The sequence below is a fragment of the Lacinutrix undariae genome (assembly GCF_052934785.1).
In genome coordinates this window covers 2,813,999-2,826,716 of the sequence record NZ_CM128809.1, presented here as the reverse complement: position 1 = coordinate 2,826,716, position 12,718 = coordinate 2,813,999, and the positions used below count along the sequence as shown (strand labels likewise).

Here is a 12,718-nt window from a genome sequence, read left to right as displayed (position 1 = left end):
TTATATTATGACCGTAAAACTCCCCAAACATAAACAATTAATCTTATTTGATGGTGTGTGCAATCTTTGTAATCATGCTATTCAATACGTTATTAAACACGATAAAAATGATGTGTTTATGTTTGCCGCTTTAGAGAGTGACACTGGACAGCAAATTATAAAACATTATAATATTGATGTGAACAAAATAGATTCTATTTTATTATACTCTGAAGTCTTTGGGTTGAAATATAAATCTTCTGCAGCTATTAAAATTGGAAGTCAATTAGGTTTTCCTCAATATTTAATTGGTGTATTTTATATTGTTCCAACCTTTATAAGAAATTTTGCATACGATTTTATAGCTAAAAACAGATACAGGTGGTTTGGAAAAAAAGCATCTTGTATGATTCCTTCAGTAGCATTGAAATCTAAATTTTTACAATAAAAAAAGCCTTTACTGTTTAGTAATGGCTTTTTTAATTAACAACTAATGTTTCTGAAAAAAAATAGTTCTACACTATTGCATAATATAGAGTATCTTAATAATTACATGATAAATATACGATAATATTTAGAAATTCTAATAAATTAATAAAATTTTACAGATTAAATTACGATAATGATAAAATAAACACTTCTTTTTAAAATGTTAAATATTAATTTAAAACTACTAAAAAAGTGTTCCCCATTCTGTCCACGAACCGTCATAAACCGATAAGTTTTCGTATCCTGATATTTCGGCTGCTAATGCTAAAATACAAGCTGTAATTCCAGATCCACATGAAAAAGTGATTTTATCATTTGGTTTGGCTACCTCTTGAAATAATAGTTTTAATTCCATTTCATTTTTTAAAACACCATGATCAAGTAAATCTGTATATGGTAAGTTTTTTGAATTTGAAATATGCCCGCTACGTAATCCAGTTCTAGTTTCTGAAGTTAATCCTTGAAAACGATCTTGTGACCTCGCATCAATAATAATTTGACTTTCAATATCAATTTCAGTAACAATATCATTGAAGAATTTCATGTATTGCGGTTGATAATTAGCTGTAAAATCACCTAATTCTCCTGAGTATTTTGTTTTATTTTCTACTGAAAAACCTTTAGTATTCCATTCGGGGAAACCGCCATTTAAAACAGCAACATTTGTATAGCCAAATGCTTTAAATAACCACCAAACTCTGGCGCTTGAAAAGATCCCTTTTTCGTCATAAACTACAATACAACTATCATTATTAATTCCTAATTTTTGAGCTTCATAAGTAAATTGTTCACTTGAAGGAAATGTGTTAGGAAATGAGGACGCAACATCACTAAATTTTTGCTTTATATCAAAAAACCGACTGTTAGTTATTTGGTTTTTAGACAAATCTTTAAAAGGCATTAACGTAGCATTCAAAATTACAATATTATCATTATTAAGATGATCTTGTAACCATGTTGCAGATACAATAGCGTTAGGAACGTGTAACATATTTATTTGTATTTATCAGCTTTAAATTAGCTAATTTTATTCATGATAAAGCTGTTATTTTTTTGGATAATTATCGTCCCACTCTTTAGGTTGTGGGTCATTAAGTTTCCCAACCGATTTTGCAACAATCATTGACACGGCTGCATCACCAGTGATGTTTACACTTGTTCTACACATATCTAGTGGTCTATCTACTGCAAAAATTAAAGCTAATCCAGCTTCTGGAATTCCTGCTTGAGCTAATACAATAACTAACATTACCATACCTGCTCCAGGAACTGCAGCACTACCAATTGATGATAATGTAGCGGTAACAATAATTCCTAATTGTACACCTAAACTTAATTCCATTCCAAAAGCTTGCGCAATAAATACGGCAGCAACAGCTTGATATAGGCTTGTTCCATCCATATTAATAGTAGCTCCAACTGGTAACACAAAACTAGCAACTTCCTCATCTACTCCCAAATGCTCTTCAACACACTCCATAGTAACGGGTAATGTTGCCGCACTACTACTTGTTGAAAACCCTAATAATTGTGCTGGTGCAATTCCGTTAAAGAAGAATTTTGGTGTTTTTTTAGTCACTAAGAACACCAACAACGCATATACTAACATCATTAATATTAATCCTAAAACGACACAGAAAGCATACCAACCAAGTGCTTTAAATAAATCGGCACTTGGAGACTCCACTACTAATGCAGCTAATAAGGCGAATACACCATAAGGTGCTGCAAGCATGATTAAATCTATGAGTTTAAGAATAACTTCATTAAAACTATCAAAAAATTCTTTTACAGGTTTCGATTTTTCTTCAGGAATTAAAATCAATCCAATCCCAAAGAATATAGCAAAGAAAATCACTTGTAGCATACTTCCGTTACTACTTGCTGCATTAAATATATTATCTGGCACAATATCTTCTAAAGCTTGTAGAGGTCCCGTGTTTTTTTGTTCTTCAGCTGCAGCTATTTTAGAGTTAGCATCACCTTGATAACTTGCTACTAGTTCGGTTCTTGTAGCTTCGGAGATTGATGCACCAGGCTTAACAATATTAACTAAACTCAACCCGATAGTAACCGCTACAACAGTTGTAAGAATATATAAACCAATAGTTTTCCCTCCCATTTTAGAGAGTTTTGAAATATCTTTTAAATCGGAAACCCCTTTAATTAAAGATCCTAAAATAAGCGGAACTGCAATGAGTTTTAAAAGGTTGATAAAAATGCTTCCAAATGGTTTTATCCAATCTGTTACAAATGTATTTCCCCATTCAAACTTAGTCATGATTAGTGCAAAAACTACACCTGTTATCATTCCTATTAATATTTGCCAATGCAATGCCAACTTTTTCATATGCCTTTTTCTTACTTACAGAAATCTCCTCTTTTATATTAAACTCTTAATTATAAACTTTGTTTTGCAGATAAAAATCTACAAGTACTAATGCCGCCATAGCTTCTACAATTGGTATAGCACGCGGCACAACACATGGGTCGTGACGTCCTTTACCTTGCATTTCTACAATATTTCCGTTGCTATCTAAAGCATCTTGTTTCTGAATTAATGTAGCTACAGGTTTAAAAGCAACTCTAAAATAAATATCCATTCCGTTACTTATTCCTCCTTGAATTCCTCCTGAAAGATTACTTTTAGTTGAGCCGTCTTCATTAAACAAATCATTATGCTCAGAACCTTTCATTTTAGCACCGCAAAAACCGCTACCATACTCAAAACCTTTCACAGCATTAATTGATAACATTGCTTTCCCTAATTCGGCATGTAATTTATCAAAAACGGGCTCTCCCAATCCGGTAGGTACATTTTGTAACACACAAGTTACGGTTCCGCCAATAGTATCACCTTCTTTTTTAATAGCTTTTATACGAGCAATCATTTTTTCGGCAACTTCATTATCAGGACAACGCACAGTGTTAGATTCAGTTTTACTAAAATCTAAATCTTGATAAGGTTTTATTAAAAAAATATCTCCTACTGAAGAGGTGTATGCGTTTATTGAAATATAATTTAGCACTTGTTTTGCTACAGCTCCAGCCACTACTCTACAAGCCGTTTCTCTTGCCGAACTACGTCCGCCACCTCTATAATCTCTAATACCATATTTTTCTTGATACGTATAATCTGCATGACTTGGACGGTAAACATCTTTGATGTGCGAATAATCTTTAGATTTCTGATTAGTGTTATGAATGCTAAACCCAATAGAAGTTCCAGTGGTTTTACCTTCAAAAATTCCTGACAAAAACTCAACCGTATCAGGTTCCTTTCGCTGTGTAACGATATCTGATTGTCCTGGTTTTCTGCGGTCTAACTCCTTTTGAATCGCTTCAAAATCTAATGATAATCCAGCAGGACAGCCATCAATAATACCACCAATTGCTACACCGTGAGATTCACCAAAAGTGGTGAGTTTAAATAACTTTCCAAAGGAATTTCCTGCCATTACATTACATTTTAAAATTTGTCTATGTTGCTAAAGTAATTTTAATATTACAGAAACAAAAATCCTAAGCGTATAAACCTGTATTTAAACTATTTACTTTAAGTAACATTTAGTTAACAATATGCTCACAGTTAATTAATTGGCAATTAATATTCAGGTAATAATGTTTGTTGTTATTTGTATCAAATTATTTATTCCTTTGAAAATAAAAAGAAAAATAGAAGTTGCCGTAATATCAGATGTCCATCTTGGTACATACGGTTGTCACGCCAAACAATTATTAATGTACCTAAACAGTATTCAGCCTAAAAAACTAATATTGAATGGTGATATTGTAGACATTTGGCAATTTAGCAAACGCTATTTCCCAAAATCACATATGAGGGTTATAAAAAAGTTAATTGATATGGCTGCTGATGGTGTTGAAGTGATTTATGTTACAGGAAATCATGATGAAATGTTACGTAAATTTAGCGACACTTCAATTGGGAATATTTCTATTGTAGATAAAGTAATTTTAGAATTAGACGGGAAAAAGGCATGGGTTTTTCACGGCGACGTTTTTGATGTTTCTATACAAAATGCAAAATGGCTAGCTAAATTAGGTGGTTATGGATATGATTTCTTAATTCTTTTAAATAGAATGATTAATTGGGGATTAGAACGTTTAGGGCGTGAGAAGTACTCTTTGTCAAAAAAAATAAAAAATGGTGTTAAAGGGGCTTTAAAATACATTAACGACTTTGAGCAGGTAGCATCTGATCTCGCTATTGAAAACGGCTATGATTATGTAATTTGCGGACATATCCATCAACCTAAAATGTTGGTTAAGGAGAACAAACACGGTAGCACTACGTATTTAAACTCTGGAGATTGGGTAGAAAATTTTACAGCTTTAGAATACCAGTTTAAACGTTGGAAAATTTACCATTATAACAAAGATAAGCTCTCCCCTTTTTTTGCCGATGAGGACATAAAAGACATGGAAGTAAAAGATTTAATTGCAGCAATTACAATTATGGATAGTGGTAAAAAGACTAAGAAATCAAAGTAAAGCTTGTCGTAAAATAGTTACGGGGTGTAAAGCTTTACGAGATGTACCGTCTTTAATTTGGTGTCTGCAACTTGTTCCGTTTGCCGAAATAATAACATGCGAATCTGCGCGTCTTACTGCTGGAAATAAAGTTTGCTCACCAACAGCCATACTCACTTCGTAGGTTTCTTTTTCATAACCAAAACTACCTGCCATTCCGCAACAACCACTTGGTATAATTGTTACTTTATAATTTTCTGGCAAGTTTAAAACCTCAAAACTTGACAACTGATTTCCTAAAGATTTTTGATGGCAATGGCCATGAAATTTTATGGTTTGCGCTGTTTTTGTAAACTGTTTAGAGGTGATGTTTCCTAATTTAATTTCTTGCTGAAGAAACTCTTCAATTAAAAAAGTATGACGCGCTACATGTTTTGCGCCTTCAAGATCATCTGCCAGTTTTAAGTACTCGTCACGGAACGTTAAAATTGCAGATGGCTCAATACCTACCAATTGAATATCTTTTGAAACTCGTGTTTTTAAGGCTGCTATATTTTTGTTAGACAAGTCTTTAGCTTGGTCTAAAAACCCTTTAGAAATAAAACTTCTACCACTCTCCAAATCACTGATAAATAAAACTTTATAATTCAATGACTCAAGTAAAACTTTAGCATCAATTGCAATGTCAGATTCTAAATAATTTGTAAATTCATCTACAAAAAGACAAACCGTTTTAATGTGATTTTCAGTACTAACTGACTTAAATTTAAAACTAGAAAAGGGTTTTGAAATTAATGGTAAACTTCGTTTTTCGTGAATACCAATTGTGTTTTTTATTAATGTTGATGTAAGTTTGTTTCTGAAAAATACATTTGAAATTATCGGACTTATTGCTGCTAATTTATTGTATTGCGTAGATTTTGCAAAAAATGAGGCTTTAAATTTAAATCCATTTACTTTTTGATATTGGTATAAAAATTCGGCTTTTAAACTCGCAATATCTACACTACTTGGACACTCACTTGCACATGCTTTACAGCTTAAACATAAACTAAAAACATCTTTAAGTTCTTCGTGATCAAATTTATTAGGCTTGTCCGAATGCGTTAAAAACTCCCTAAGCGCATTTGCACGAGATCTAGTGGTGTCTTTTTCGTTTTTGGTGGCTCTATAACTCGGACACATTGCGCCTCCAAATTCTGGCATTTTTCGGCAATCACCAGAACCGTTACATTTTTCTGCAGCTCTAAGAATACCTTGCGTAGAAGAAAAATCTAAAAGTGTTTCAATTTCAGGTTCTACTCTATCTGTTTCATAGCGCAAGTTTTTATCCATAGGAAATGCATCAACTATTTTTCCTGGATTAAAGATGTTTTGCGGATCAAAAATGGTTTTTATACGTTTTACAATGTCGTAGTTTTCAGCACCAATCATTAACGGAATAAATTCAGCTCTCACAATTCCGTCACCATGCTCACCACTCATTGAGCCACCATATGATTTTACTAAATGTGCAACATCAGTGGTAATTTTTCTGAATAACACAACATCTTCACGCTTTTTAAGATTAAGAATAGGACGTAAATGCAACTCACCCGCTCCTGCATGTGCGTAATAAATAGCATCTTGATTATAAGAGATCATTATTTTAGTAAAATCTGCAATATAATTTGCTAAATCTGGAATAGAAACGGCTGTATCTTCAATACAAGCTGCCGATTTTTTATCACCAATCATATTTCCTAACAAACCTAAACCTGCTTTTCTTAATTGCACAGCTTTATCAATATCGTCACCAATTAAAATAGCATTTGCATAACTTAAACCGCTATCTGCAATTGTTTTTAAGAGTTTATCAGATTGTATTTTTAAATCTTCTAACGTGTGTCCTTTTACTTCACACATTAAAATGGCTTGCGGATCTCCTTGTATAAATTGTCGGTTAGCTTCTTGTGTTTTATTTTGTTTGGTACAATCTAAAATCACTTTATCCATCATTTCACAAGTATGCAAATTATGTTGCATCACACCTTCAACATCATTTAAACAGTCTTGAATACTACGATAGTGTGTAGCCACCATCATTGATTTTTTGGGCGGAAGGATATCTAATTTTAAGGTGATTTGAGTGGTAAATGCCAAAGTCCCTTCACTTCCTGAAAGTAATTGACACATATTAAATGTTTTTGAAGGTCCGGAGAAAATTTCAGAATCAATCAATTTATCAATGGCATAACCTGTATTTCTACGGTGAATTTCAGGCTTTGGAAACTCATCTTTTATTCGTTTTTGTACAATTTCATCTTTTAATTCGTTGTAAATGCTGTTATAAATTTCACCTTCTAAAGTTTTTAGTTCTAATTTCTGTTGAAATTCTTCTGAAGTGATCTCGCCAAATTCTACTTCCGATGCATCGCTTAAAATTACAGTCATTTTAAGCACTTTATCGCGCGTTACACCGTACTGAATAGATGTTGTTCCAGAAGAATTATTTCCAACCATACCTCCTATCATACACCGATTAGATGTAGACGTGTTGGGGCCAAAGAAGAGTCCGAATGGTTGTAGACGATTATTTAACGCGTCTCTAACCACACCAGGTTGTACAACTACCGTTTTCTCGGTTTCGTTAATTGAAACAATATTAGCAAACGACCTCGATATATCAACTACAATTCCATTTCCTACACATTGTCCTGCAAGCGATGTTCCTGCAGCTCTTGGTATTAATGATAATTTGTGCTTTGAAGCAAAAGCTACAAGGGTTTTTAAATCTGTAACATGCTTTGGGTGAGCAACTGCTAGTGGTAACATTCTGTAAACAGAAGCGTCTGTTGCGTATATGGCCTTACTTAGCTTATCGGTAAGAAAATCGCCTTTCAACGCATTTTTTAAAGATAATAATACTTTAGTGACGTCTGTTTTTGTTTCTGATGCGTACATATAATTGTAGCCTTGGTTAGAATTACAAAATTACAGTAAGAATTTTTAATCATGGCATAATTTTAGCATACAATTAAGAAAATTTAAGATGTGATGTCTTATATTATTTAACAAATTAAAAACTTATAAAATTTATGAAAAAATTATTTTTAGTAGCCATTGCCTTTATTGGTTTTACAGCAGTTTCTCAAGCACAAGATATTTCGCCAAATGCGATTGGATTAAGACTTGGAGATAGTGATGGATTTGGAGCAGAAGTTACTTACCAACGTGCCTTAGGAGAAAATAATAGATTAGAAGCCGATTTAGGATGGCGAAGTGGGAATGATTATAGCGGTTTTAAATTAGCTGGTTTATACCAATGGGTGTGGACAATTGACGGAAATTTTAACTGGTACGCTGGTGCTGGTGGAGGATTAGGATCTTACAGTTTTGATGATAACGATTTTGATGACGAAACTTTTGTGTTTGTTGCCGGTGATGTTGGTATTGAATATGATTTTGATATTCCATTATTATTATCTTTAGATTTTAGACCAGAATTAGGTTTTGGAGATTACAGAGATGATATTGATTTTGATATTGCTTTAGGGATTAAATATCAGTTTTAATAACGAATAAAATAACACAAAAAAGCCACTCAATTGAGTGGCTTTTTTTATGGGTAAAATTATAAATATTATTTATTAGCTAGAGTCTTTTTGTAGATAGCCTCGTATTTTGGTACTATTTCATGAATATCAAATTTATTAGCTTCTCGCCTAGCGTTCTGCTTAAATTCTTCTAATCGTTTAGCGTCTTTTAATATGAATAATGCATTTTTAGACATATCCTCTACATCATTTATTTCACTTAAAAACCCTGTTACACCATGAATATTTACTTCAGGAATACCACCAGCATTACTTGAAACCACAGGAACTCCAGAAACCATAGCTTCTAGAGCTGATAATCCAAAACTTTCGGTAACTGAAGGCAATAAAAATAAATCACTAAAACATAAAATCTTATCTATCTCATTACTGTTTCCGAAGAAAATCACTTTATCAGAAATCCCTAATTCTTTACATAAATCTTCTGCAGGTTTACGCTCTGGTCCTTCTCCAACCATCATTAATTTTGCAGGAATTTCCTTTTGAATGTTATAAAATATTTTAATCACATCAGGGATTTGCTTTACCTCCCTGAAGTTACTAATGTGCGTTACAATTTTTTCTTTTTCAGTAGCCATCATTCCACGTTGACAGTCCGTAAACCCTTGACTATATTTATTCACATCAATAAAATTATGAACTACTTCAATATCTCTTTTTATATTGAATAAACGCTCTGTATCCTTTTTTAAGCTAAGTGACACAGAAGTTACAGCATCCGATTTATTGATACTAAACGTCACTGCTGGTTTGTAAAATGGATGATTACCAACTAAGGTAATATCTGTTCCGTGAAGCGTGGTAACTATTGGAATATTAATACCTTCTTCTTGCAACATTTTTTTAGCCATATAAGCGGCATAAGCATGTGGTATTGCATAATGAACATGTAAAATTTCAATACCATGAAGTTTTACCATATCAACTAATTTACTAGATAGGGCAAGTTCATAAGGTTGATAATGAAACAATGGATATTCGGGAACTGTTACCTCATGAAAATGAACGTTATTACTTAACAACTCTAAACGAACAGGCTGACTGTAGGTTATAAAATGAATTTCGTGACCTCGTTTAGATAACGCTAAACCAAGCTCGGTTGCAACAACTCCACTACCACCAAAAGTTGGATAGCAAACAATTCCTATTTTCATATGTTATATTTTAATCTACAATCGCTTCATAAATTAGGCGTTGTATTTCTGTTCTAATATTTTCTTTTAACAACCTGTTTTTTCCTGCTTTAGGATATGTTCTATTGGCTAAAAATATATAAACAATCTCCTCTTCAGGATCTGCCCAAGCATAAGTTCCTGTAAATCCTGAATGTCCAAAACTGGTCATTGAAATACAGCCACAAGTTGGACCAACATCACCTAATTGTGGTTTGTCAAAACCAATACCACGACGGTTATTTTTAGTGCAATAATGGCACGTGTTAAACAAGTTTATAGTTTCGGTTTTAAAATATCGTTTTCCACCATAAAACCCCTTTTGTAAATACATTTGCATGATTTTAGCTACATCATTAGCATTACTAAAAATTCCTGCATGTCCTCCAACTCCATTTTGCATTGCTGCACCCATATCATGTACATAACCACGCACTTCTTGATAGCGGTAATAATCATCAATTTCGGTAGGAACAATTTGCGAATCACTAAATAATTTTGATGGATTATAAGTGGTATGATTTGCGCCTAACGATTTGTAAAAATGATCTTGCACCAAGACATCTAACGTTTGTCCGTAATAGTCTTCAATATATTTTTTCAGAATATAATACGGTAAATCACTGTATCTATATCTAAGAGTCGATAATAAATCACTTTCCTTAATTATTTTTTGGATAGAATCTGGATAATCATGTCTTAAGTACACTTCATCAGCAACTTTGATATTAAATTTCTCACTGTATTTTTTTCTGTAATACTTAGGATCAGGTTTTCTTAATGAATCTAATGTTGCTGAATAAAAAGGTACCCAGGGTTTTAAGCGCGCATAATGCGATAACATTTGCTTAAGTGTTACATCTTTTTTATTTGAATTTTTATACTCCGGAAGAATTGTAGACAGTTTAGTGTTTACACTCACTGCTCCTTTATCTTTTAACTCCATTAATAATGGAAGTGTTGCTAAAATTTTAGTTAAAGAAGCCACATCGTATAAATCATCTGTTTTTACAACTTCATCTCCATCATAAGTATGTTTTCCGAAGGTTTTATTATAAATAACCTTTCCTTTTCTAGCCACTAAAAGCTGAATTCCAGGTGTCATTTTTTCATTAACCGCAAAATTAGCAACTTCATCTAAAGCTTTTAATTTCTCTGAACTCATTCCTACACTTTCAGGTAAACCGTAACTTAAAGATTGAATGGCATTATACTCAACTCCTGTTCCTACAGAAAAATGTTCTCCTGCTGAAACTGGTAAATGTCCTTTTGCAGGTAAAGCTCCAAAAAGAATTTGAGCTGATTTTTGTTGCGCAATATCACTATTTTGATAGCTCATTACAATACCTTGAATATTTTCGATAGAATGTAAATCAATAAGCGAATAAGGTCTTGAAAAAACATCTAATATTACATTATTAGTCCTTGCGATTTCGTATAGCCAAACCAATTCTTTATTCTTAAATTTATAAGCTTTCCATGGTGATGCGTTTGAAGTGTGTAAGCCAATAATTACAGTATTGTAATTATCTAGCTTTTTCAACATCTCATCTAATGTGTTAGCTGTAACTTCATGAACTTTAGTGTATTTTCTTAATTCATTTACATATACCGAATTGCTATCGTCTCCAAACTTTACATAAGCAATTTGTGTAGTATCTAAATGTCTTATAGGTAAAATGTGGTTTTTATTTTTTACAACGGTTACTGCATTTTCCATCAGTTCTCCGTATAATAAATCATCTTTTAAACGGTTTAAATCTTCAGTAAGATGACTTATTCCAACCGGTGAGTAATCATTAAGCCCCACTTTGTATTTAGCCATTAAAACTTTCTTAACTGATAATGCTAAGCGTTCTTGGGTGATATCGCCATTAGTAACTGCTTCAGCTATTTTAGAAATTCCAACAGGTACATTTTCCGACATTAATAATACATCATTTCCAGCTTCAAAAGCAGCTAAATCTACAGCGCCAGATTCATTAAAGTTTGAGACACCTTTCATATCTAATGCATCTGTAAAAATAAGGCCTTCAAAATTTAAACGCTCTTTTAAGATATTGGTGACAATATTTTTTGATAATGAAGATGGTAAACCCGATTTTGACTCTAAACTTGGCACGTTTAAATGTGCAACCATAACGCTAGATAATCCTTCTTTTATTAATTTTCGGTAAGGGTATAATTCAATAGAATCAATTCTACGTTCTGAAAAATCAATTGTTGGTAATGTTTTATGAGAATCTGAATGTGTATCTCCATGACCTGGGAAATGTTTAGCATTAGCTAAAACACCTGCATTTTGCATTCCTTTCATAAAAGCCAACGCTTTTTCGGTCACATTATCGCGATCTTCACCAAATGAACGGTTTCCAATAATAGGGTTTTCGGGATTGGTATTAATATCTACAACGGGTGCGAAATTAAAATGGACACCTAATCTCTTGCAATGTTCTCCAATTTGAAACCCAGTTTTCTCTACAAGTTTTACGTCTTTTATGGCTCCAAGTGTCATATTCCATGGAAATGCATAAGTAGAATCTAAGCGCATGCTTAAACCCCATTCGGCATCCATCCCAATTAATAATGGAATATGAGCTGCAGATTGTAATTCATTATTTAATTGTGCTTGACGAACCGGTCCTCCTTTTGAATAAATTAATCCGCCTATATGATTATCGCGGACTAATTTTACAATTTTAGACTTTGTTTTAGCGTCTTGACTAGAAAAAACCTGCACCATAAAAAGTTGCGCAACTTTATCATTTAAAGACAAGCTATTGTAAATACTATCAACCCATTTTTTTTGAGCATCAACATTTTTATGTGCTAACGGACTTCTTGTAATAGGTATAGAATCTGAAGTGTTTTGATTTTGAGCACAACTAAAATTGAAGGCAGCAAAACATAATATATATATGAAGGATACTAAAAATTTCATGTAAATGGCTTTTAGCAATTAAGATTAAAAACTATGCCAAAGTAGTGCAT

9 protein-coding genes are annotated in these 12,718 nt (G+C 32.8%); 3 read left to right on the top strand and 6 right to left on the bottom strand.

Translation table 11 applies throughout. The features are described 5' to 3' along the window. Window positions 1–7: 7 nt before the first annotated feature. Complete coding sequence (locus ACU4C5_RS12635; protein WP_446844571.1) at window positions 8–427, top strand: thiol-disulfide oxidoreductase DCC family protein; 420 nt, start codon at window positions 8–10, stop codon at window positions 425–427. 225 nt (window positions 428–652) lie between these two features. On the opposite strand, the gene ACU4C5_RS12630 is transcribed toward ACU4C5_RS12635, so the two are convergent. Genes ACU4C5_RS12630 through aroC form a run of 3 tightly spaced genes read right to left on the bottom strand, consistent with a single transcriptional unit; the run spans window position 653 to window position 3,926 of the window. Beyond that, window positions 653–1,459 (bottom strand): sulfurtransferase, encoded by an 807-nt coding sequence (locus ACU4C5_RS12630; protein WP_446844570.1) that lies wholly within the window; start codon window positions 1,457–1,459, stop codon window positions 653–655. Between the two features lie 54 nt (window positions 1,460–1,513). Beyond that, window positions 1,514–2,818, bottom strand: coding sequence for a dicarboxylate/amino acid:cation symporter (locus ACU4C5_RS12625; RefSeq protein ID WP_446844569.1), 1,305 nt, complete (start codon window positions 2,816–2,818; stop codon window positions 1,514–1,516). A 46-nt stretch (window positions 2,819–2,864) separates the two neighbouring features. Further along, window positions 2,865–3,926, bottom strand: a complete 1,062-nt coding sequence (aroC, locus tag ACU4C5_RS12620) for a chorismate synthase (protein WP_446844568.1) — start codon at window positions 3,924–3,926, stop codon at window positions 2,865–2,867. Window positions 3,927–4,089: 163 nt separating this feature from the next. On the opposite strand from aroC, the gene ACU4C5_RS12615 reads away from it, so the two are divergent. Then, on the top strand, window positions 4,090–4,980 hold the full coding sequence (locus ACU4C5_RS12615) for a UDP-2,3-diacylglucosamine diphosphatase (RefSeq protein ID WP_446846454.1): 891 nt from the start codon (window positions 4,090–4,092) through the stop codon (window positions 4,978–4,980). Here ACU4C5_RS12615 and ACU4C5_RS12610 read toward each other — a convergent pair. Beyond that, window positions 4,972–7,902, bottom strand: coding sequence for an FAD-binding and (Fe-S)-binding domain-containing protein (locus tag ACU4C5_RS12610; protein ID WP_446844567.1), 2,931 nt, complete (start codon window positions 7,900–7,902; stop codon window positions 4,972–4,974). The two genes, ACU4C5_RS12615 and ACU4C5_RS12610, sit on opposite strands and share 9 nt — an antisense overlap. 134 nt (window positions 7,903–8,036) lie before the next feature. On the opposite strand from ACU4C5_RS12610, the gene ACU4C5_RS12605 reads away from it, so the two are divergent. Continuing rightward, window positions 8,037–8,513 carry a hypothetical protein gene (locus ACU4C5_RS12605; RefSeq protein ID WP_446844566.1) on the top strand — a complete coding sequence of 159 codons (477 nt, stop codon included), beginning with the start codon at window positions 8,037–8,039 and terminating at the stop codon, window positions 8,511–8,513. A gap of 68 nt (window positions 8,514–8,581) precedes the next feature. Here the strand turns inward: ACU4C5_RS12605 and bshA are convergent, their stop codons facing one another. Both bshA and ACU4C5_RS12595 read right to left on the bottom strand, forming a co-directional pair. Continuing rightward, window positions 8,582–9,709 (bottom strand): N-acetyl-alpha-D-glucosaminyl L-malate synthase BshA, encoded by a 1,128-nt coding sequence (bshA, locus tag ACU4C5_RS12600; RefSeq protein WP_446844565.1) that lies wholly within the window; start codon window positions 9,707–9,709, stop codon window positions 8,582–8,584. 10 nt (window positions 9,710–9,719) lie between these two features. Next, complete coding sequence (locus ACU4C5_RS12595) at window positions 9,720–12,668, bottom strand: serine hydrolase domain-containing protein (protein WP_446844564.1); 2,949 nt, start codon at window positions 12,666–12,668, stop codon at window positions 9,720–9,722. Window positions 12,669–12,718 lie beyond the last annotated feature (50 nt).

Coding starts and splice junctions, on each gene's coding strand:
- ACU4C5_RS12635 (WP_446844571.1), top strand. CDS start 8: ATGACCGTAAAACTCCCCAAACATAAACAATTAATCTTATTTGATGGT.
- ACU4C5_RS12630 (WP_446844570.1), bottom strand. CDS start 1,459: ATGTTACACGTTCCTAACGCTATTGTATCTGCAACATGGTTACAAGAT.
- ACU4C5_RS12625 (WP_446844569.1), bottom strand. CDS start 2,818: ATGAAAAAGTTGGCATTGCATTGGCAAATATTAATAGGAATGATAACA.
- aroC (WP_446844568.1), bottom strand. CDS start 3,926: ATGGCAGGAAATTCCTTTGGAAAGTTATTTAAACTCACCACTTTTGGT.
- ACU4C5_RS12615 (WP_446846454.1), top strand. CDS start 4,090: ATGTTTGTTGTTATTTGTATCAAATTATTTATTCCTTTGAAAATAAAA.
- ACU4C5_RS12610 (WP_446844567.1), bottom strand. CDS start 7,902: ATGTACGCATCAGAAACAAAAACAGACGTCACTAAAGTATTATTATCT.
- ACU4C5_RS12605 (WP_446844566.1), top strand. CDS start 8,037: ATGAAAAAATTATTTTTAGTAGCCATTGCCTTTATTGGTTTTACAGCA.
- bshA (WP_446844565.1), bottom strand. CDS start 9,709: ATGAAAATAGGAATTGTTTGCTATCCAACTTTTGGTGGTAGTGGAGTT.
- ACU4C5_RS12595 (WP_446844564.1), bottom strand. CDS start 12,668: ATGAAATTTTTAGTATCCTTCATATATATATTATGTTTTGCTGCCTTC.